Here is a 20241-nt window from a genome sequence, read left to right on the forward strand (position 1 = left end):
AAGAACACCAGGGGGAGATTCGTTTATGCACGCACACCCTGCGCCGCAAACTTGTCCGACCTGCCGCGCGTTTCGCGCCGCGCGCTGAAAGCCAGCAAACCCATGCCGATCAATAACATCGCATAGATGCCGGGTTCCGGTACCGGCGACACCAGGTTGTCGGTATTGCTGAAAGTGGTGAAGCTGGCGCTGCTGCCAGCCTTGAACTGGGCTTGCTGCAAACCGCCGCAGCAGGCTTCCAGGCCATAGATGTTCAAGGTGTGGTTGCCGGCGGCCAGGTTCAGCGCGATATTGAAGTACTGTCCGGGCGTATTGTACGCACCGGCCCAGTACATATCGCTGCTGCTGTAGCCATAGGCGACGCCATCGACGAAGATCGCGCCGCCCTTGCTAAAGTCGACGCCGGAACGGATCGTCCACAAGCCCGCATTGGCGGCACTGACGCCGAAGTCGACGGTCGATTTGAAGGCGATACTCGACAGGCTGCCGCCCAACAGCGACTGGCTGGCAATATTGTCATAAATGGCCACCGTCTTGCTGGTAGCGGCCCCAGCCGGGCTGGCCAGCGCGGCGTCGACCACCGAACGGTAAGCGGCCGCCGAATTTTGCGCGGCGGCGTTGGAATTGGCGGTCTGGATGGTGATCGTGCTCGCTTGTGCCGCACTGGACACCAGCACGGCGGAACCCATCATGGCGAAGGCGAGCGATAAAGTCGTGGTACGTTTCATAAATTTCTCCGGAAATCAAAAAGATCTGGCGGCGGGCGCCGGAGTTAAATTCACGCTACGTCTTGGCGTGCTGGCGGCATCGACTGCATGCCTGGGGCGGAGACCGGCCGTTTATTCAAGTTCACCTGAACCTCCAGGATTGCGGCGGCGCACATTGCGTGGCGGCGGCAACTGCCTTGAAAAGATTTTTGGTTTTCAAGGCAAAACATCGAAAGAGTGGCGGATCGCTACATCACTGAAAACAATTCTATACCAATTTTCCGCAAAGAAAAATATTTTTCTTTTTTACCATCTAAGATTACTCAATAACAAGAGCAAGCCTGGCGGTTTGTGCCGTATGACAAGGCGATTTTGTCTCACTATCACCACGCAGGACACCCGTTCATCTGTTGCAATAATGCCACGCCGGCACGCACATAAAGACCGGTCTATCGACGGCGATCATGGACAGCGCCTGGTTTGCGTTTCTTTTCATATCGGGTACACCACACCGCCGGGCGACATGGCAAAATGCAGACATGCATCTAATGTCTTCATGGAGATCAGGACATGGTTGATTTGAACGAGCTCAGGTATCTGGCGCTGTCATTTCCCGATACCACCGAGGAAGAACATCACGACCGCCCGTCATTCCGGGTCGGCGGCAAGATTTTCGCGACCTTGCCGGACGATGAGCATATCAATGTCATGCTGGACGCCGAAGCCGCCCATATCGCCACCGTCATCACGCCGGACGCCTGCGAAAAACTGCTGTGGGGAGAACGGCTGGCAGGCATCACGGTCAAGCTGGCCGCGGCCGAGCTGGACATGCTGGCCGCCGTGCTGACCGCGGCCTGGCGCCGCAAGGCTCCCGGCGACCTGGCCCGCTCGATCGATCCGGCAACCTTATGACCGCAATGACGGCCTGATGACGACGGCGGCATCAGCACGGACAGTGGCGCAACAGCATCGTCACCAATTGCTGCCATTGTTCGCGCGAAACGCCCGCCGCCGCCTGCACCGCCATGCCTTGCGACAAGGTCATCACATAACGCGCCGGCTGTTCCGATCGGCAACATCATCGGCGGCTGGGCGGTCGGCAAGAGCGAACGCGGCGCGCTGTTCGCGCTCGGCTGCTCGGCGACGATCTGTCCGACTCGACGGCGACTTGCCGCCAGGTATCAATACGGGCCGTCGCTCTGTCCGGCATACAACGGTCCTCTTGTGCGATGGGCGGAGAAATCGATTATAGTTTCTGTCTCTCAACATCACGGAAAACCGCACCATGGAAGCATCCGACACCCTGCAAACCTGGTTAACTGAAGAAGCGGCGATCCGCGCCAGGCTGGGCCCCGCGGGCGTGGTCGGCCGCGATCAGTTACGTGAAAATAATGGCCTGGATTTCATGAACGGCATCACGGCAGGGAAATTTCCATCGGCTCCGATTGCCGAATTGCTGGGTTTTATCCCGGTCAGCATGGAAGCCGGCAGGGTGGTGCTCCAGGGTACGCCGCGCTTCGACCATTACAACCCCAGCGGCAGCGTGCACGGCGGGTATGCGGCGACCCTGCTCGATACGGCGCTTGGTTGCGCAATCCACACGATGCTGCCGGCCGGCAAAGGCTTCAGCACGCTGGAATTGAAAGTGAACTACATCCGCGCGATGAGCGACCAGACCGGCCCGGTACGCGCGGAAGGCAAGGTCATCAGCGTCGGCGGCCAGGTCGGCATCGCCGAAGGCCGCATCACCGACGCCAATGGCAAGCTGTACGCGTTTGCCACCACCACTTGCCTGATTTTCCCCATCTAGAGCCTATCCCAGTAGTGAGCGTCGTCAGCTGGCCGCGCATCAGCAGCGCGGACCAGGCGTGAGGAGCAAGCCAGTCCCCGCTGCTGAGGGGCGCCAGAAGAGGGCGTATTCATCTACTGGGATAGGCTCTTAATTACTCGGCGACGATACGCAGCAAGCGGCCATTGCTTTCATCGGTCAGCGCATACAGCTGGCCATCCGGCCCTTGCCGCACGTCGCGCACGCGGGCACCGATGGCCAGCCGTTCCTGGCCGGTGACGTTGCCGTTGGCGTCGAGCGCGATGCGGCGGATATCCTGCGCCGCCAGCCCGCCGCTGAAGACGCTGCCGTTCCATGCCGCGATCTTGCCGCCGTTATACACCGCCAGGCCGGACGGCGCCGGCGACGGCACCCACGCCACTTTCGGATTGATCATGCCGGGCACTTCATGCTTGCCGACCGGCTGGTGGGTCTGGTAATCGGCGCCGTAGGTTTGCAAGGGCCAGCCGTAATTGCCGCCGCCTTCGACCAGGTTCAGCTCATCGCCGCCATAGGGACCGTGTTCGGTGGCCCAGACCCGTCCGGAGACCGGATCGCGCGCCAGTCCCTGCACGTTACGGTGGCCGTAGGACCAGATTTCCGGCAGCGCGCCCTGTCTTGCCGCCAGCGGATTGCCGGGCGCGGCCTTGCCCTGGTCGGTCAGCCGCAAGATCGAACCGAGGTGGCTGCCCAGGTTCTGGGCCTGGTCGCGCGCCAGCATATTGCCGATGCGCAGCGGCGGATTGCCGCCATCGGCGACGCTCATCAACAGGCTACCGTCCGGCAAGAACAACAGGCGCGAACCGAAATGCTGGCCGCCGCTCTTGTCGGGTATCGCCTTGAACAGCGTCCTGATGCTGTGCACCCGCTTGCCGTCGAACAGGCCCTGAACCAGCGTGCTGCGGTTATTCTGGTTATCGCCGGTCGACATGGTCATATACACCCGCACATTATTCGGATCCTTGTCTTGCGGATGCAGCGCGATATCGAGCAAACCACCCTGCCCACCGGAAAATACGGCCGGCAAGCCATCCAGCGCGACCGTGTCGAAACGCTGGCCGTTCAACACATGCAGCGTGCCGTATTTGCCGGTGACCAGCGCGCGGCCATCCGGCAGCCAGGCCAGGCCCCACGGATTGGGAATGCCGCCGGCCACGGTGACGGCGCGCCACGCCTGCTGCGCGGCCGGCGGCTGTCCGCTGGCCGGCAATTCGGCGTGGACAAGGGGAACGGCCAGCAGCAGCGCGAGCGCGGCGGCGAGTTGGCGGCGGATGGACTTGATCGGGCTGGTTCGGTGCATGGGGTTCTCCTGTCGTTTCAAAGCGGCATGATTGCATCGCATGCCTATTTGACCATATTTCCACCAAGACAGCGCCGCGCACGCATGAAAGGCCCAATAAAACACGCACATTAACTGGATTTAATGATTTGCAAAGGCTGACTTAAGCCGCGTAGTCGCATAGTGCAATGTAACAAACACTCTCACGGTCCGACTATGGAAACGCACCATGCCTAATCAATGCCTGCCTGACTTCCCCCCTACTCCCTTAGAACCTATCCCAGTAGAGAATACATCGCCTGCTGGCAGCCCCTCAACAGCGTGGATCGGCGTTGTTCGTCGTAGCATGGCTCGCCATGCGTCCTCCTCACGCCTTGCCCACGCTGCTGAGGAGCAGCCATCCGGCGACGCTCCCTACTGGAATAGGTTCTTATTACGCCATGTCGCCGCGATTGCCGTGGCCAGCCTCGGTTTGGCGGCCTGTGGCGAGGCCAGCAAACCCGCGCCCGCCACCGTGCCGCAAGTGAGCGTGCAAACGGTGCGCCATGGCGGCGTGCCGCTCAGCGTCGAATTGCCCGGCCGTACCGCCGCCTTCCTGGTGGCCGAAGTCCGCGCGCGCGTCGATGGCGTGGTGCTGAAACGCAGTTTCGACGAAGGCGCCGATGTGCGCGCCGGCCAGCCGCTATACCAGATCGACCCGGCGCCGTTCCGCGCCGCGCTGGCCAACGCCGAAGCGTCGCTGCAGCGGGCCCAGGCCAACCTGGTCGCCAATAACGCGCAGCTGGAACGCTACAAGATCCTGATCACCGGCAACGCGGTCAGCAAGCAGGCCTACGACAACGCGCTGGCGGCGCAATTGCAGTCGGCCGCCGACGTCGCCGCCGCCAGGGCCAGCGTCACCACCGCCGGCATCAACCTGGCCTACACCAGCGTGACGGCGCCGATCGCCGGCCGCTCCAGCGTGTCGCAAGTGACCCAGGGCGGGTATGTGCAAGGCGGCGCGGCCACGCTGCTGACCACGGTGCAGCAAATCGATCCGATGTATGTCGACTTGCAGCAGTCGAGCGCCGAGGGCCTGGCCTTGCGCCGCCAGCTGGCCGAGGGCAGCCTGAAAAGCGGCGGCCCGGAACAGGCCAGCGTGACGCTGAAGCTGGAAGACGGCAGCACCTATGCACAAGCGGGCACGCTGGAATTTTCCGGCGTCACGGTGAACCAGGCCACCGGCTCGGTGACCTTGCGGGCGCGCTTCCCGAACCCGCAGCATTTGCTGTTGCCGGGCATGTTCGTGCGCGCCTCGGTGAACCAGGGCGTGCGCCAGAATGCGCTGCTGGTGCCGGTACAGGCAATCACCCGCAATCCGCTGGGCGAAGCGACGGTGATGCTGGCCGGCACCGATGGCAAGACCGAATTGCGCAAGGTTAACGCCGGCACGCTGTTGCACGGCAATTGGGTGATCGACGCCGGCTTGAAGGATGGCGAGCGGGTGATCGTCAGCGGCGTGCAAAAAATCAAGCCCGGCACGACGGTCAAGGCGGTCGAGGCGGATGCCGCCCCCTCCGCCCAGGCCGCCAGCCAGCCGGCCGCCCAGTCCGCGCTGGCGCAACGCTCATAAAGGATAAGCTCCATGTCCCGATTTTTCATCCGGCGGCCGATCTTTGCGATCGTCATTTCGCTGATCATCATGCTGGCCGGCGGCATCGCGGTATTCCGCCTGCCGATCGAACAATTTCCGCCGGTATCGCCGCCGGTGGTGCAGATTGCCGCCACCTTCCCCGGCGCTTCCGCCGAAACCATGCAAAACACGGTGATCCAGGTCATCGAGCAGCAAATGAGCGCGATCGACAACTTGCTGTACATGTCGTCGATCAGCGACGACACCGGCCAGTCGACCACCACGCTGACCTTTGCGCCCGGCACCGATCCGGACATCGCGCAAGTGCAGGTACAAAACAAGCTGCAGGTGGCGGTGGCGCGCCTGCCGAACGAAGTGCAGCAATCCGGCTTGAAAGTCAGCAAGTCCACCAGCGACTTCCTGATGGTGGCCGGTTTTGTGTCGAACGATAACAGCATGAGCAAGTTCGACATCGCCGATTACGTCGCGTCGAACGTGCAGGATCCGATCAGCCGGATTCCCGGCGTCGGCGCGCTGAACCTGTTCGGCACCCAGTTCGCGATGCGCATCTGGCTCGACCCGGTCAGGCTGACCTCGTATTCGCTGACGCCGATCGACGTCAACCAGGCCATCGCCGCGCAAAACGTGCAGATTTCCGGCGGCCAGCTGGGCGGTTCGCCGGCCGTCGCCGGCCAGCGCCTGAGCGCCACCATCACCGAGGCGAGCCTGATGCGCACGCCGGAGCAATTCGAAAAGATCTTGCTGAAAGTGCTGCCGGACGGCTCGCGCGTGCGCCTCGGCGACGTGGCGCGCATCGCGCGCGGCGCCGAAAACTATAACGTCGACATCCGCTACAACGGCAAGCCGGCGTCCGGCCTCGGCATCCAGCTGGCGCCCGGCGCCAACGCGCTGGTGACGGCCGATGCGGTGCGCGCGCGGCTCAAGGAACTGGCGCCGTATTTCCCGCACGGCCTGGAAGTGACCTATCCGAACGATGTGACGCCGTTCATCAAGGTGTCGATCCATGAAGTGCTCAAGACGCTCATCGAAGGCATCGTGCTGGTGTTCCTGGTGATGTACCTGTTCCTGCAAAACCTGCGCGCCACGCTGATCCCGTCGATCACCGTGCCGGTGGTCTTGCTGGGCACCTTCGGCGTGATGTCGGCGATCGGCTTCACCATCAATACGCTGTCGATGTTCGGCCTGGTGCTGGCCATCGGCCTGCTGGTCGACGACGCCATCGTGGTGGTCGAAAACGTCGAACGGGTAATGCATGAGGAAGGCCTCGGACCGTACGAAGCGACCCGCAAGGCGATGGGCCAGATCAGCAGCGCGCTGATCGGCGTGGCGCTGGTGCTGTGCGCGGTGTTCGTGCCGGTGGCGTTTTCCAGCGGCACGGTGGGCGCGATCTACCGCGAATTCTCGCTGACGGTGGTGTCGTCGATGCTGCTGTCGGTGTTCGTCGCGCTGACGCTGACGCCGGCGCTGTGCGCCACCGTGCTGCAACGCCCGGCGCCGGGCCATGACCAGAAAAAAGGCTTTTTCGGCTGGTTCAACCGCGGTTTCGACCGCAACCGCGACCGCTACCTGGGCGGCGTGTCCGGCATCCTCGGTTCCAGGCGCCGCTGGATGGTGCTGTACGGCGCGCTGGTGCTGGCCGTGATTTACCTGTTCATCCGCTTGCCGGGCGGCTTCCTGCCGAACGAAGACCAGGGCTTTACGTTTGTCCAGGTTGAAACGCCGGCCGGCAGCACGCTGGAAGTCACCGGCAAGGTGCTCGACGACATCAGCAACTATATGCTGAAGGACGAAAGCGCGATGGTCGACGCCACCTTCATCCTGAACGGCGTCAACTCGACCGGCCGCGGCCAGAACCTGGGACGCGTGTTCATCCACCTGAAACCGTGGGAAGAACGCCCGGGCAAGGAACTCAGCGTCTCGGCGCTGGGCGCCCGCGTCGCCGCCCGTTATGCGTCGTACCAGGGCGCGCTGATCACGCCGGTCGAACCGCCGCCGATCCGCGGCCTCGGTTCCGCTTCCGGCTTTTCGTTCCAGCTGGAGGACCGCGGCAACCTCGGCCACGCGGCATTGGCCAAGGCGCGCGACAACTTGCTGGAACTGGCCCGCAAGGACCCGGACCTGCTGCAGGTACGCTACACCGGCCAGGTCGACAATCCGACCTACAAGATCGATATCGACCATGAAAAGGCCGCCGCGCTGGGCGTGTCGCTGAGCGACGTCGACCAGACTTTCTCGACCGCCTGGGGGGCGCGCTACATCAACAATTTCTTCGACGCCGACAACCGCATCAAGCGCGTGTATGTGCAGGCCGATGCGCAATTCCGCATGAACCCGGACGACTTGAAGCTGCTGTATGTGCGCAACAAGGAAGGCGGCATGGTGCCGTTCTCGTCGTTCGCCACGGCCAAATGGTCGTGGGGCGCGCCGGCGATGCAGCGTTATAACGGCATCGAGGCGGCCGAGATCCTCGGCAAGCCGGCGCCGGGCAAGAGCACCGGCCAGGCGATGCAGGCGATGGAACGGCTGGCCAAACAGCTGCCGGAAGGCATAGGCTACGAATGGAGCGGCATCTCGCTGCAGGAATCGCAAGCCGGCTCGCAGGCGCCGCTGCTGTATGCGCTGTCGATCCTGGTGGTGTTCCTGAGCCTGGCCGCGCTGTATGAAAGCTGGTCGGTGCCGCTGTCGGTGATCATGGTGGTGCCGATCGGCGTGCTGGGCGCGCTCGGCGCGGCCAGCCTGTTCGGCATGTCGAACGATGTGTACTTCCAGGTCGGCTTGCTGACCACCATCGGCCTGTCGGCCAAGAACGCGATCCTGATCGTCGAATTCGCCCGCGAATTGCAGCAGCACCAGGGCTACAGCGCGATGGCGGCGGCGCTGGAAGCGGCCAAGCTGCGGCTGCGTCCGATCATCATGACCTCGATGGCCTTCGTGCTGGGCGTGCTGCCGCTGGCGCTGGCCAGCGGCGCCGGCGCGGCCAGCCAGAAGGCGCTGGGCATCGGCGTGATCGGCGGCATGATCACCGCCACTTTCCTGGCGACGTTCATGATCCCGCTGTTTTATGTGCTGATCGCCGGCCGCATGAAACCGGCCCGGCCGCAAGATGCCGGGCACTCCACCGAAACCGTCCAGGGAGCGCACTGATATGCACCATGTAAAAACCGTGCTGGCCGCCGCCGCGGCCGTCCTGCTGGCCGGCTGCGCGCTGCGGGAACCGTACACCCGGCCGCAAGCGGCGCCGGACGCCTACCCGGCCGGCGCCGCCTATGCCGCGCCGGCCGAACACGGCCTGGCCGCGGCCGATACCGGCTGGGCCGAGTTCCTGCTCGACCCGCGCCTGAAACGGCTGGTGCGGGTCGCGCTCGACAATAACCAGGATTTGCGGGTCGCGCTGCTGCGCATCGGCCAGGCCCGCGCCCAGCTGCAGCTGCAGCAGTCGGCGCTGCTGCCGCAAGTCGGACTGGCGGCCGGCGGTTCGGCCAGCAAGAACAACTCGGCCAGCGCCGGCGACGACAACCGCAACCACGGTGCGATCCGCAGCGACACGGCCGGCCTGTCCGGCAGCTGGGAAGTGGATTTCTTCGGCCGCCTGCAAAGCCTCGACGACGCGGCGCGCGAACAATACCTGGCCACTGCGTATGCGCGCCAGGCGGCCCAGCTGCTGCTGGTCGGACAAGTCGCCAGCCAGTACTTCAGCATGCTGGCCTACGACGAGCAACTGGCCATCAGCGGCGCAACGCTGGCCGCGGCGCAGGCGTCGTACCGCATCGTCAAGCTGCGCTACGACACCGGCACCGGTTCGGAACTCGATGAAACGCTGGCGGCCGGCACGCTGCAGCAGGCGCAAGCCAATCAGGCCGCCCAGGTGCGGCTGCGGGCGCAGGCCGAAAACGGCCTGGTGCTGCTGCTGGGCCAGGCTATGCCGGCCGACTTGCCGGCCAGCGTGCCGCTGCATGCGCTGGCCATCCGGCACGACATCCCGGCCGGCTTGCCGTCCGACTTGCTGCTGCGCCGCCCCGACCTGCTGCAGGCGGAAGCGTCGCTGCGCGCCGAAAACGCCAATATCGGCGCCGCGCGCGCCGCCTTTTTCCCGCGCATCGCACTGACCGCCACGCTGGGCAGCGCCAGTTCCACGCTGGGCGGCCTGTTCGCCGCCGGTTCCGGCGCGTGGACCTTCGCGCCCAACCTGCTGCTGCCGCTGTTCGACGGCGGCGCCAACCAGGCCCGGCTGGATGCGGCGCGGATCGGCAAGGACATCGGCGTGGCGCAATACCGCAAGAGCGTGCAAAGCGCATTCCGCGAAGTGGCGGACGGCCTGGCGGCGCGCGGCACCTTCGATACCGAACTGGCGGCGCGCCAGCGTTATCGCGAGGTCCAGCAGCGGCGCCTGGAATTGTCGGAGCTGCGTTATGACAATGGCGTCGACGATTACCTGAGCGTGCTCAATGCCCGGACTGACCTGTACAATGCGCAAATCGCCCTGGTCGGCGCGCGCCTGAACCAGCTGGACAGCACGGTCGACCTGTACCGCGCGCTGGGCGGCGGCTGGCTGGAGCACAGCGGAGAAACGCCGAGACAGGCGGATGATGCGGCAAGCAGGATAGCCAAAAACATAACGGAGACACGAGGTGGGCAGTGAAACTATTACTGGTGGAAGACAATGAAAGAGTGGCGCGCTTCGTCAAGAAGGGCTTGACCGAGGCCGGCCACACGGTCGACCACGCCGACAATGGCCGCGACGGCATGTACCACGCCGTCAGCATGAGTTATGACGCGATCATCATGGACCGCATGCTGCCCGGCGGCATAGACGGGCTGGCCATCGTCGAAACGCTGCGCGGCGCCGGCAACCGGGTGCCGATCCTGATCCTCAGCGCGCTCGACGGCGTCGACGAGCGCATCCGCGGCTTGAAAAGCGGCGGCGACGATTACCTGATCAAGCCGTTCGCGTTCGGCGAATTGCTGGCCCGGCTCGACGCGCTGCTGCGCCGCACCCATGAAAAAGCGGCGATCACCAGTCTGGTGCTGGGCGACCTCAGCGTCGACCTGCTGGCCCACAAGGTGACCCGCGCCGGCCGCCTGCTGTCCTTGCAGCCGCGCGAATTCAAGCTGCTGGAATACCTGCTGCGCCATGCCAACCAGGTGGTGACACGCACCATGTTGCTGGAAAACGTGTGGGATTACCATTTCGACCCGCAGACCAATGTCATCGACGTCCATATCAGCAAGCTGCGCCAAAAGATCGACGCCGGCTTCCCGCTGCAATTGCTGCGCACCGTGCGCAACGCCGGCTACATGCTGAGCGACCATGTTTAAAGTCAGGGCGCCGGGATTTTCGGCCAGCACCATCGCCATCGGCTACGCCGTGGTCAGCCTGCTGGTGCTGGCCATGTTCGCCGCGCCGCTGTGGTTTGCGTGGGATACCAATATCGAGCGCGCCCGCACCGAGCTGCTGATGGCCGACACCAACCGCCTGAGCCGCATCTTCGCGCGGCGCGGGCCGGAAGCGCTGGCCGAGGCGATCGATGTACAAGCCGGCAACGCCTATGAAGGCATCGGCAAGATCCTGATGCTGGGCGACGTCAACAGCGTCAAGCTGGCCGGCAACCTGGAGTCATGGCCGACCGGCGTGCCGCAGCCCGCCCCGGGCGAAGCGCCCGGCCGCGTCAAGGCGGCCACCATCGAGGTCCGCGGCGTCAAGCGGCGCGTGGAATTGATACTGACCAGGCTGCCGGGCGGTTACCAGTTGCTGGTAGCGAGTAACCTGAACCGTTTTGAACGGCTGGAATCGCTGTTCGTGTATGGCTTGCTGGGCTGCGCCGCCACCGTGCTGATGGTCGCGGTGCTGGGCGGCTTGCTGATACGGCGCGCGATATTGAACAAGGTCGACAGCATCAGCCAGACCACCGCCGCCATCATCGAAGGCAAGCTGACGCGGCGCCTGCCGGAGCCGGAGCGCGGCGACGAGCTGGAAATGCTGACCCACACCGTGAACCGCATGCTGGACCAGATCGAGCACCTGGTGCACAGCGTGCAGAATGTGTCGAACGCCATCGCGCACGACTTGCGCACGCCGCTGTCCGAATTGCGCGCGCGCCTGGAAGAATTGTCGGTGGCGCGCCCGCCGGAAACGGAAACCTTCGCCGAAGTCGACGCCGCGATCAACGACGTCGACCGCGTGATGGCGATCTTCAACGCGCTGCTGCGGCTGGCCGACATCGACAGCGGCATGCGCCGCGGCGGTTTTGTGCAGGTCGACCTGGCGCGGCTGGCCGCCGAAGTGGCGGAGTTCTACCTGCCGGTGGCCGAACTGAAGGATATCGCGCTGACGTTCCAGCCGGACGGCAACCTGTTCACGTCCGGCGACCCGCTGCTGCTGGCGCAGGCGCTCGGCAACCTGGTCGAAAACGCCCTCAAGTACGCGCCGGAACAGGGCGTGATCGCGATCCACGCGCGGCGCAGTTCGCCGCAGCAGATCGAATTGACGGTGGCCGACGACGGCCCCGGCGTGCCGGACCAGGAAAAACGCAAGGTAGTGGAACGTTTCTATCGCGGCGACGCCAGCCGCGGCACGCCGGGCGTCGGGCTGGGCCTGAGCCTGGTGTCGGCGGTGGCCCAGCTCCATGGCGGCAAGCTGGTGCTGGCCGATAACAAGCCCGGCCTGCGCGCGGTGATCAGCATCGATGTGCAGGGTGTATCGGCCGAGGCGGATGCTTGAATTACGTGCGCAGCAACAAGGCCACCGCTTCGGCCGCGATGCCCTCTTCGCGCCCCAGGTAGCCCAGTTTTTCATTGGTCTTGGCCTTGATGTTGACCTGGCCGATCGCCAGGCCCAGGTCGGCGGCGACGTTGGCGCACATGGCGCCGATGTGCGGCGCCATCTTCGGGCGCTGGGCAATGATCGTCGCGTCGATATTGCCGATGCTGTAGCCGGTGGCCAGCACGCGGCGCGCCGCCTCGCGCAGCAGCGTGCGCGAATCGGCGCCCTTGAATTGCGGGTCGGTGTCCGGGAAATGCCTGCCGATGTCGCCCAGCGCGGCGGCGCCGAGGATCGCGTCGGTGATCGCATGCAGCAGCACGTCGGCGTCGGAATGGCCCAATAAGCCGAGGTGGTGCGGGATCTTGATACCGCCGATGATCAGGTCGCGCTGTTCGACCAGCGCGTGGCAATCGTAGCCCTGGCCGATACGGAATGGCAAGATAGGTGTCGTGGTCATGCTGTGAGCTTTCTGTTGAAGAGAATTACTGGCCGTGGGCCAGGTACATTTCGGCGATGGCGATATCGGCCGGCAAGGTGACTTTCAGGTTGCGCGGATGCCCTTCGATCAATTTCGGCGTGTAGCCCAGCGCTTCGACGGCGCTGGCGTCGTCGGTGATCGCGCCGGGATCCGGCGCCTCGCCCAGCGCGCGGCCCAGCAACTGGCAGCGGAACATTTGCGGGGTTTGCGCCAGCCACAAGCCGTCGCGCGGCACCGTGCCGAGGCCCTGCCCGTTCGCGCCGGTGCGCTTGACGGTATCGACCACCGGCAGCGCCAACAGGCCGCCGCCATCGTGCTGGCCGACGCCGGCAATCAGCTTGTCGATCAGCGCGACCGTCAGGCCGGGCCGCGCCGCGTCGTGCACCAGTATCCAGTCGCTGCCGGCCACCTGGCCGTGCAAGGCGCGCAAGGCGTTTTGCACCGTCTCCATGCGGGTCGCGCCGCCGCAGCGCAGCACCGTCACGCCCGGCTGCGGCGGCACCGCCGCGTCGATGAAGCCGTCGCCGGCGCTGACCACCACATAGGTATGGGCGATCAGCGGGCTGGCCAGGAACGCGTCGAGCGCGTGGCGCAGCATCGGCTTGCCGCCCAGCGCCAGGTATTGCTTGGGACTGCCGGCGGCCAGCCGCGCACCGACGCCGGCGGCCGGGATCAGCGCAAAATAAGAGGGTTTGATCGGCAAAATTTCTTGATTCATGGTTCGCTTCTATTCAATTATCCGGGGCGCCGGCTGGCGCTCACGATGCGCGCGATCTCGCCGTCGCACGCCTTGCCGAGCCCCGCATATTCCTGCGGCGAGTCGATCGCCGCCTGCGCCGCTTCGACCTTGGCCATTTCCGCGTTGATATACGGCAGCCAGCCGGCATGGACTTCCTGCGCCAGCGCCGCCCTGGCAGTGCCGCGCGGCGCATACAGCGGCCGCGCCTCGAAGCGCCTGGCCAGCGCCGCGCGCACCAGCACTTCGACTTTCGGCAAGTGGTCCATATACGCTTTCAGGTGGCGCTGTTCGTGCGCCATCACTTCATCATACGCGCAGCTGCCGGGCGGGAATTCGCGGCCGATGTAGATCACCACCGGCGCATAAAACAGCTGCACCGAAATCTGCGGCGCCACGCATTCGTAGCCGCTGACCGGGTCTTGCAGCATCGGACCGTCGAGTCCGATGGCGACCTTGGACTCGGTCCTGGTCAAGCCCAGCACATAGGTATTGGGGCGCGCCATGCCCTTCATCGCGGTCAGCGCCTGGTACGACAGATGGGTATCGACGCTGTAGCCGTTTTGCCGGGTGTTCAAGACCGACACCGTCTTGGTCAACTCATCTTCGCAGCGGATCTGGAACGGCGTGCGCGCCAGCGCGCCGCCGGAGACCAGCAAGAGCAAGGCCAGCAGCATCGGGCCGCGTCCCGTCAACATCGCTTATGCCGGGCTCCAGGCGCCGGAGGTGATCTTGTCGAGCCAAAAGGCGCCGATGATGGTCTTGACGTCGGTAATCGTGCCATCCCTGACCCAGGCCATCAGTTGCGGCACGGTGGCCGTGAAGGTTTCCAGGAATTCGCCGTCGTCGAGCTGGCTTTCGCCGGCCACCAGGCCGCGCGCCAAAAACAGTTCCAGGTGTTCGTCGGAATAGGCGATGGCGTTGTGTATCGTCGACACGAAGGACCAGTCGCTGGCGGTATAGCCGGTTTCTTCCAGCAGTTCGCGCCGGGCGCAGGCCAGCGCCGCTTCGCCGGCGTCGATTTTACCGGCCGGGAATTCGATGAAGACCCGGTCCAGCGGGTAGCGGAACTGGCGCTCCAGCAACAGCGTGCCATCGTCCAGCAGCGGCAGGATCACTACCGCGCCCGGATGGCGGATATATTCGCGCTGGGTGATCTTGCCGTCCGGCAGCGTCACACGGTCGCGTTGCACGGTCAGGAAACCGCCTTCATACACCACCTGGCCATCGACCCTGGTTTCTTTCAAATGCACATCCATGCGCGCTCCAATGATGAAGAGTATCTGACAAAATGCCCATGGTAGCCGGATGAGGGGCTGACCATGGGCATTTTCTTAGAGACTCTTAGATTACTCTAAGACATTATTTTTTTCGCAAATAGCGTACCACGAAGCCCGGGAACGCCAGCACCAGGAACAGGCAGCCGGTGATCGCGTAGAATTCCCAGGTTTGCTGGAAGGTATTGCCGAGACGCGCTTCGAGACCGAACGCGGCGGCGCCGACGATGAAATACAGTACCAGCATTTCCATCAGGCGCAGGAAGAACGGCTTGCGCCGCGCCTCCCCGTCCTTGCCCTGTTTCAATGCAACCAGGGCGAACACCTTTTCATTGAAAAAAGGAAGATTAGCGGTGATCAGCGCAAGGGCGACCACTATCCAGCTCGAAGCGGCGGCGTCCATGATCAGGTCGCCAAGGTTTTGGTGATTGCCGTCAGGCAAACAGCCAGCAAGGCGCCAGGATAGGCACCCAGGGCCAGCACCAGCACGCCGTTCAGGCTCAGCACGATGCGCATGTCCGCCTTGACGGCCAGCGGCGCGCTGTCGGTCGGCTCGTCGAACCACATCATCTTGACCACGCGCAGGTAGTAGAACGCGCCGATCAGCGAGAACATCACCGCCACGATGGTCAGCCAGATCTGGCCGGTGCCCAGCACGGCCTGCAGCACCGAGAACTTGGCGGCGAAGCCGATCATCGGCGGCACGCCGGCCAGCGAAAACATCATGATCGACATGACGACCGCGAACCATGGGCTGCGTTTGGCAAGGCCCTTGAAGTCGGCCAGTTCTTCCGCTTCGAAACCGGCGCGTGCCAGCAGCATGATGACACCGAAGCTGCCCAGCGTGGTCAGCACGTAGGCGATGATGTAGTACATCGCCGAACTGTAGGCATTGGCTGCGCCGGTGGTCACGCCGCCGACGGTGCCGGCCATCAGGCCCAGCAGCACAAAGCCCATTTGCGCGATGGTCGAATAGGCCAGCATGCGTTTCAGGTTGGTTTGCGCGATGGCGGTCAGGTTACCGATCGCCAGCGACATCACGGCCAGGATCATCAGCATTTGCTGCCAGTCCTTTGCCATCGGCAGCAAGCCTTCGACCAGCAGGCGGATGCAGATCGCGAACGCGGCCAGTTTCGGCGCCGCGCCCAGCAACAGCGTGACGGCGGTCGGCGAACCTTGATACACGTCAGGCACCCACATGTGGAATGGCACGACGCCCAGTTTGAAGGCCAGGCCGGCAACCAAGAACACGATGCCGAATACCATGATGGTCGGATTGGCGGTGCCGCCGTCCAATGCCTGGCGCACCAGGCTCAGGTCCAGCGTGCCGGTGGCGCCGTACAGCATCGAGATACCGTACAACATGAAGCCGGACGCCAGCGCGCCGAGGATGAAGTATTTCATCGCCGCTTCGGTGGCCTTGCTATTGTCGCGGCGCAGCGCGATCAGGGCATACAGCGACAGCGACATCAATTCCAGGCCCAGGTAGATCGACAGGAAGTTATTCCCGGAAATCATGACCATCTGGCCCAGCATCGCGAACAATGCCAGCACATAGAATTCGCCGCCCAGGTTGCCGGACAACATATTGCGGTCGCCGGCATACGAACGCGAGTAGATCAGCGTCAGCGCCACGGCGCCGTAGGTGCACAGCTTCAGCAGGTTCGACATCGGGTCCGACACGAACATATTGTTGAAGGTATAGACGGTGGTGCCGGCATTGAAGTCGACCAGCGTCAGGCCGGCGCAAACCGCCAGCGTCAGCAACGACAGGACGTAAGTGATCGAACGCTTGCCCTCGGACAGGAACATATCGATCAGCAAGATCGCCGAGGCGGCGATCAGCAGAAAGATTTCTGCGTAGAGCGGGATCAGGTTGGTGTTATTCATGTAAGTATGTTCCGTCTTTTTTTAAGGCAGCTTGGTCGTGGCGACATGCTTGAGCAGGTCGGCGACCGAAGTTTGCATCGTGTCGGTGAACGGCGCCGGGTACAGGCCCATCACGAGTACGGCAATCGCCAACACGGCAAGGATGAAGAATTCACGCTTGTTGACGTCGGTCAGCTCGGACACATGGTGGTTGGTGATCTTGCCGAAGATGACGCGCTTGCCCATCCACAGCGAGTAGGCCGCGCCCAGGATCAGGGCGGTCGCGGCCAGCATGCCGATCCAGAAATTGTATTGCACCGCACCGAGGATCACCATGAATTCGCCGACGAAACCGGAAGTCGCCGGCAAGCCGCAGTTGGCCATCGAGAAGAAGATGAAGAAGGCGGCAAATTTCGGCATGCGGTTCACGACGCCGCCGTAGTCGGCGATGTTACGGGTATGCATGCGGTCGTACAGCACGCCGATCGACAGGAACATCGCACCGGAAATGAAACCGTGCGAAATCATTTGGGCGATACCGCCCTGCACCGAGATGTCGTTGAACATGAAGAAGCCCAGCGTGACGAAACCCATGTGGGCGATCGACGAGTAGGCCACCAGTTTTTTCATGTCGGTCTGGACCAGCGCCACCAGGCCGATGTAGATCACGGCGATCAGCGACAGCGCGATCATGAAGCCGGCCAGGTAGTGGCTGGCGTCCGGCGCGATCGGCAGGGAGAAACGCAGGAAACCGTAGGCGCCCAGCTTCAGCATGATCGCGGCCAGCACGGCGGAACCGCCGGTCGGCGCTTCGACGTGGACGTCCGGCAACCAGGTGTGCACCGGGAACATCGGCACCTTGACGGCAAACGCCATCAGGAAGGCCAGGAAGATGAAGATCTGTTCCTTCATCGTCAGCGTTTTCGCATGCCACGCCAGGATGTCGAAGGTATCGGTCTGGTTGTACAGGTAGATGATGGCGACCAGCGTCAGCAGCGAGCCGAAAAAGGTGTACAGGAAGAACTTGAACGAGGCGTAGACCCGGTTGTAACCGCCCCACACGCCGATGATGATGAACATCGGGATCAGCGTCGCTTCAAAGAAGAAGTAGAACAGCAGGCCGTCCATCGCGGCGAACACGCCGATCATCAGGCCGGACAGGATCAGGAACGCGCCCATGTACTGGGCGATGCGCTTCTCGATCACCTGCCATGCCGCGATCACCACGATCACCGAGATGAACGCGGTCAGCGGAATGAACCACAGCGACAGGCCATCGATGCCGAGCGAGTAGAAAATGTTGAAACGCGCGATCCACGGCGCTTTTTCAACGAATTGCAAGCCGTGCGCGGCATTGTCGAAGTTCTGTATCAGCGGCAAGGTGACCAGCAAGCCGGCCAGCGAGCCGACCAGCGACAGCACGCGGGTGAAACCCGGCTTGTTATCGCGGCCGAGCGCCAGCACCAGGACGCCGAACAGGATCGGCACCCAGATCGCCAGGCTCAGGTAAGGAGGTAGTGTAGAAATCGTTGACTGCATCATGGTTCTCAGTATTCTTATCAGGTCAGCTTACTTAGCGGGCCAGAATGGCAGGAAATAGATCAGAGCGCCGAGCACGCCGAGTATCATCACGAAGGCATAGTGATAGATGTACCCGGTTTGCAGGATGCGCGACAAGGCCGAGATCCAGCCCACCAGCTTGGCGCTGCCGTTCACCACGAAGCCGTCGATCAGTTTTTTGTCGCCGATGTTCCACAGGCCGTTACCCAGCAAACGGGCGCCGCCGGCGAACACGACTTCATTGAACTTGTCCATGTAGTACTTATTGTCCAGCAAGGTATGGATCGCCTTGAATTTCGCAAAGAACCAGGCCGGCACGCGCGGATTGACCATGTAGCAGTAGTACGCCGATACCACGCCGGCCAGGGCCAGCCAGAACGGCAAGGTGGTCAGGCCGTGGATCGCCATCGCCAGCGGGCCATGGAATTCATGCGCCAGCTCTTCCATCGCATGGTGGTTTTCGCCGACGAAGATCACGCCCTTGAAGAAATCGCCGAACAGCATCGGGCCGATCGCCAGGTAGCCGATGATCACCGAAGGGATTGCCAGCATCACCAGCGGGAACCAGACCACGAATGGCGATTCATGCGGTTTCTGGCCTGGCGCCAGGCCGTGATGGGCGTGCTCGTCTTCTTCGTCGTCATGGTGCGCATCGTGGTCGTCGTGGGCGCCATGGGCAGCCGCGTGATGATCGTCATGCGCATCGTGCGCGTGGGCCTGGCCGAAACGCTCCTTGCCGTGGAATACCAGGAAGTACATGCGGAACGAATAGAACGCGGTCACGAACACGCCGGCCAGCACCGCGAAGTTGGCGAAACCGGCACCCCAGATATGGGTTTCGGCAACGGCTTCGATGATGCTGTCCTTCGAGTAGAAACCGGCGAAGAACGGCGTGCCGATCAGGGCCAGCGAACCGAGCAAGGAAGTGATCCAGGTGATCGGCATGTATTTGCGCAGGCCGCCCATGTTGCGGATGTCCTGGTCGTGGTGCATGCCGATGATGACCGAACCGGCGCCGAGGAACAGCAGCGCCTTGAAGAATGCGTGGGTCATCAGGTGGAATACCGCCACCGAGTACGCCGACGAACCCAGCGCCACCGTCATGTAGCCCAGCTGCGACAGCGTCGAGTAAGCGACCACGCGCTTGATGTCGTTCTGGATGATGCCCAGGAAACCCATGAACAGCGCCGTGATCGAACCGATCACCAGGATGAACGACAAGGCGGTATCGGACAATTCAAACAGCGGCGACATGCGCGACACCATGAAGATGCCGGCGGTAACCATGGTTGCGGCATGGATCAGCGCCGAAATCGGGGTCGGGCCTTCCATCGAATCGGGCAGCCATACGTGCAGCGGGAATTGCGCCGACTTGCCCATCGCGCCGATGAACAGGCAGATGCAGGCCACGGTCAGCAAGGCCCAGTCGGTGCCTGGCAAGGTCAGCAGCGACAGTGCTTCGCGCTTGGCGAATACTTCCTGGTAATTCATGCTGCCGGCGTAGGCCAGCAGCAGGCCGATGCCGAGGATGAAACCGAAGTCGCCGACGCGGTTGACCAGGAACGCCTTCATGTTCGCCACGATCGCGGTCGGGCGGGTGTACCAGAAGCCGATCAGCAGGTACGAGACCAGGCCCACCGCTTCCCAACCGAAGAACAGTTGCAGGAAGTTATTGGCCATCACCAGCATCAGCATCGAGAAGGTGAACAGCGAGATGTAGGAAAAGAAGCGGTTGTAGCCTTCGTCGTCCTTCATGTAGCCGATCGTGTAAATGTGCACCATCAGCGAGACGAACGTGACCACGCACATCATCATCGCCGACAGCGCATCAATCTGGAATCCGATTTCGAATTTCAGGGTGCCGACCGTCATCCAGTGATAGATGGTGCCGTTGAAACTGTCGCCGTCGAGCACGCCGAGCAGCGTCTGCACCGACAGGATCAGTGCAATCAGTACGCCCAGGATCGTCGCGGTATGCGACGTCTTGCGTCCGACCAAATTACCCAGGAACTGGGTGCCAAGCAAGCCTGCAATCGCGGCACCGGCCAGCGGCGCCAGCGGTACGGCAAGAAGGAGGTTAGGGTTGAGTATTTGCCCCGCCATGATGAACCTTA

Annotated in this window: 18 protein-coding genes; 8 read left to right on the forward strand and 10 right to left on the reverse strand. The window is 63.2% G+C overall.

Annotation, left to right across the window (positions count from 1 at the left end):
- Nucleotides 1–23: 23 nt before the first annotated feature.
- Nucleotides 24–728 carry a CCXG family PEP-CTERM protein gene (locus tag GJA_RS15375; protein ID WP_038493741.1) on the reverse strand — a complete coding sequence of 235 codons (705 nt, stop codon included), beginning with the start codon at nt 726–728 and terminating at the stop codon, nt 24–26.
- Between GJA_RS15375 and GJA_RS27400 the strand changes: the two genes are divergently transcribed.
- The 3 genes from GJA_RS27400 to GJA_RS15385 all read left to right on the forward strand — a co-directional run bounded on the left by GJA_RS27400 (nt 691) and on the right by GJA_RS15385 (nt 2517).
- Nucleotides 691–1290, forward strand: a complete 600-nt coding sequence (locus GJA_RS27400; RefSeq protein WP_144241555.1) for a hypothetical protein — start codon at nt 691–693, stop codon at nt 1288–1290. The two genes, GJA_RS15375 and GJA_RS27400, sit on opposite strands and share 38 nt — an antisense overlap.
- Nucleotides 1278–1619: an MmcQ/YjbR family DNA-binding protein gene (locus GJA_RS15380; RefSeq protein ID WP_038493745.1), complete on the forward strand. Its 342-nt coding sequence runs from the start codon at nt 1278–1280 to the stop codon at nt 1617–1619. Before GJA_RS27400 ends, GJA_RS15380 begins: the two co-directional genes overlap by 13 nt.
- A gap of 373 nt (nt 1620–1992) precedes the next feature.
- On the forward strand, nt 1993–2517 hold the full coding sequence (locus GJA_RS15385; RefSeq protein ID WP_038493748.1) for a PaaI family thioesterase: 525 nt from the start codon (nt 1993–1995) through the stop codon (nt 2515–2517).
- Between the two features lie 133 nt (nt 2518–2650).
- On the opposite strand, the gene GJA_RS15390 is transcribed toward GJA_RS15385, so the two are convergent.
- On the reverse strand, nt 2651–3835 hold the full coding sequence (locus GJA_RS15390; RefSeq protein ID WP_051780949.1) for a PQQ-dependent sugar dehydrogenase: 1185 nt from the start codon (nt 3833–3835) through the stop codon (nt 2651–2653).
- Nucleotides 3836–4271: 436 nt separating this feature from the next.
- Here GJA_RS15390 and GJA_RS15395 point away from each other — a divergent pair, with 436 nt between their 5' ends.
- The 5 genes from GJA_RS15395 to GJA_RS15415 are packed head-to-tail and all read left to right on the forward strand — an operon-like array spanning nt 4272 to nt 12165.
- The gene (locus GJA_RS15395; RefSeq protein WP_038493751.1) at nt 4272–5426 is read left to right on the forward strand and encodes an efflux RND transporter periplasmic adaptor subunit; all 1155 of its coding nucleotides are present in this window, start codon (nt 4272–4274) and stop codon (nt 5424–5426) included.
- Nucleotides 5427–5438: 12 nt separating this feature from the next.
- Nucleotides 5439–8591, forward strand: a complete 3153-nt coding sequence (locus GJA_RS15400) for an efflux RND transporter permease subunit (protein ID WP_038493754.1) — start codon at nt 5439–5441, stop codon at nt 8589–8591.
- Nucleotide 8592: 1 nt separating this feature from the next.
- On the forward strand, nt 8593–10086 hold the full coding sequence (locus tag GJA_RS15405) for an efflux transporter outer membrane subunit (protein WP_051780951.1): 1494 nt from the start codon (nt 8593–8595) through the stop codon (nt 10084–10086).
- Complete coding sequence (locus GJA_RS15410) at nt 10083–10763, forward strand: winged helix-turn-helix domain-containing protein (RefSeq protein ID WP_038493757.1); 681 nt, start codon at nt 10083–10085, stop codon at nt 10761–10763. The genes GJA_RS15405 and GJA_RS15410 overlap by 4 nt, the downstream gene beginning before the upstream one ends.
- Nucleotides 10756–12165 (forward strand): sensor histidine kinase, encoded by a 1410-nt coding sequence (locus GJA_RS15415; protein WP_038493760.1) that lies wholly within the window; start codon nt 10756–10758, stop codon nt 12163–12165. Before GJA_RS15410 ends, GJA_RS15415 begins: the two co-directional genes overlap by 8 nt.
- A 1-nt stretch (nt 12166) precedes the next feature.
- Here GJA_RS15415 and ispF read toward each other — a convergent pair whose 3' ends face one another.
- The 8 genes from ispF to nuoL form a co-directional block, all read right to left on the reverse strand.
- Nucleotides 12167–12664, reverse strand: coding sequence for a 2-C-methyl-D-erythritol 2,4-cyclodiphosphate synthase (gene ispF, locus GJA_RS15420; RefSeq protein ID WP_038493763.1), 498 nt, complete (start codon nt 12662–12664; stop codon nt 12167–12169).
- A 25-nt stretch (nt 12665–12689) separates the two neighbouring features.
- Nucleotides 12690–13403 (reverse strand): 2-C-methyl-D-erythritol 4-phosphate cytidylyltransferase, encoded by a 714-nt coding sequence (gene ispD / locus GJA_RS15425; RefSeq protein WP_038493765.1) that lies wholly within the window; start codon nt 13401–13403, stop codon nt 12690–12692.
- A gap of 17 nt (nt 13404–13420) precedes the next feature.
- A complete protein-coding gene (locus GJA_RS15430; RefSeq protein ID WP_081905439.1) occupies nt 13421–14119 on the reverse strand; it encodes a hypothetical protein in 699 nt (232 codons plus the stop codon).
- Nucleotides 14120–14122: 3 nt separating this feature from the next.
- Nucleotides 14123–14680, reverse strand: a complete 558-nt coding sequence (locus GJA_RS15435; RefSeq protein WP_038493767.1) for an NUDIX domain-containing protein — start codon at nt 14678–14680, stop codon at nt 14123–14125.
- A gap of 103 nt (nt 14681–14783) precedes the next feature.
- Nucleotides 14784–15101 carry a DUF2818 family protein gene (locus tag GJA_RS15440; protein WP_038493770.1) on the reverse strand — a complete coding sequence of 106 codons (318 nt, stop codon included), beginning with the start codon at nt 15099–15101 and terminating at the stop codon, nt 14784–14786.
- A 2-nt stretch (nt 15102–15103) separates the two neighbouring features.
- Entirely contained in the window at nt 15104–16588 is a 1485-nt protein-coding gene (gene nuoN / locus GJA_RS15445; protein ID WP_038493773.1) for an NADH-quinone oxidoreductase subunit NuoN, read from the reverse strand.
- Nucleotides 16589–16609: 21 nt separating this feature from the next.
- Nucleotides 16610–18109, reverse strand: coding sequence for an NADH-quinone oxidoreductase subunit M (locus tag GJA_RS15450; protein ID WP_038493776.1), 1500 nt, complete (start codon nt 18107–18109; stop codon nt 16610–16612).
- Between the two features lie 27 nt (nt 18110–18136).
- Nucleotides 18137–20230 (reverse strand): NADH-quinone oxidoreductase subunit L, encoded by a 2094-nt coding sequence (nuoL, locus tag GJA_RS15455; RefSeq protein WP_038493778.1) that lies wholly within the window; start codon nt 20228–20230, stop codon nt 18137–18139.
- Nucleotides 20231–20241: the final 11 nt, after the last annotated feature.

Origin of the sequence: Janthinobacterium agaricidamnosum NBRC 102515 = DSM 9628, assembly GCF_000723165.1 — a bacterium.
Classification (GTDB): domain Bacteria; phylum Pseudomonadota; class Gammaproteobacteria; order Burkholderiales; family Burkholderiaceae_D; genus Janthinobacterium; species Janthinobacterium agaricidamnosum.

Excerpts from the sequence above, each read along its gene's own strand:
- GJA_RS15380 (WP_038493745.1), top strand. The coding sequence starts at position 1,278 with ATGGTTGATTTGAACGAGCTCAGGTATCTGGCGCTGTCATTTCCCGAT.
- nuoL (WP_038493778.1), bottom strand. The coding sequence starts at position 20,230 with ATGGCGGGGCAAATACTCAACCCTAACCTCCTTCTTGCCGTACCGCTG.
- GJA_RS15415 (WP_038493760.1), top strand. The coding sequence starts at position 10,756 with ATGTTTAAAGTCAGGGCGCCGGGATTTTCGGCCAGCACCATCGCCATC.
- GJA_RS15405 (WP_051780951.1), top strand. The coding sequence starts at position 8,593 with ATGCACCATGTAAAAACCGTGCTGGCCGCCGCCGCGGCCGTCCTGCTG.
- GJA_RS15385 (WP_038493748.1), top strand. The coding sequence starts at position 1,993 with ATGGAAGCATCCGACACCCTGCAAACCTGGTTAACTGAAGAAGCGGCG.
- ispD (WP_038493765.1), bottom strand. The coding sequence starts at position 13,403 with ATGAATCAAGAAATTTTGCCGATCAAACCCTCTTATTTTGCGCTGATC.
- GJA_RS15435 (WP_038493767.1), bottom strand. The coding sequence starts at position 14,680 with ATGGATGTGCATTTGAAAGAAACCAGGGTCGATGGCCAGGTGGTGTAT.
- nuoN (WP_038493773.1), bottom strand. The coding sequence starts at position 16,588 with ATGAATAACACCAACCTGATCCCGCTCTACGCAGAAATCTTTCTGCTG.
- ispF (WP_038493763.1), bottom strand. The coding sequence starts at position 12,664 with ATGACCACGACACCTATCTTGCCATTCCGTATCGGCCAGGGCTACGAT.
- GJA_RS15390 (WP_051780949.1), bottom strand. The coding sequence starts at position 3,835 with ATGCACCGAACCAGCCCGATCAAGTCCATCCGCCGCCAACTCGCCGCC.
- GJA_RS15450 (WP_038493776.1), bottom strand. The coding sequence starts at position 18,109 with ATGATGCAGTCAACGATTTCTACACTACCTCCTTACCTGAGCCTGGCG.
- GJA_RS27400 (WP_144241555.1), top strand. The coding sequence starts at position 691 with ATGGCGAAGGCGAGCGATAAAGTCGTGGTACGTTTCATAAATTTCTCC.
- GJA_RS15430 (WP_081905439.1), bottom strand. The coding sequence starts at position 14,119 with ATGTTGACGGGACGCGGCCCGATGCTGCTGGCCTTGCTCTTGCTGGTC.
- GJA_RS15440 (WP_038493770.1), bottom strand. The coding sequence starts at position 15,101 with ATGGACGCCGCCGCTTCGAGCTGGATAGTGGTCGCCCTTGCGCTGATC.
- GJA_RS15400 (WP_038493754.1), top strand. The coding sequence starts at position 5,439 with ATGTCCCGATTTTTCATCCGGCGGCCGATCTTTGCGATCGTCATTTCG.
- GJA_RS15375 (WP_038493741.1), bottom strand. The coding sequence starts at position 728 with ATGAAACGTACCACGACTTTATCGCTCGCCTTCGCCATGATGGGTTCC.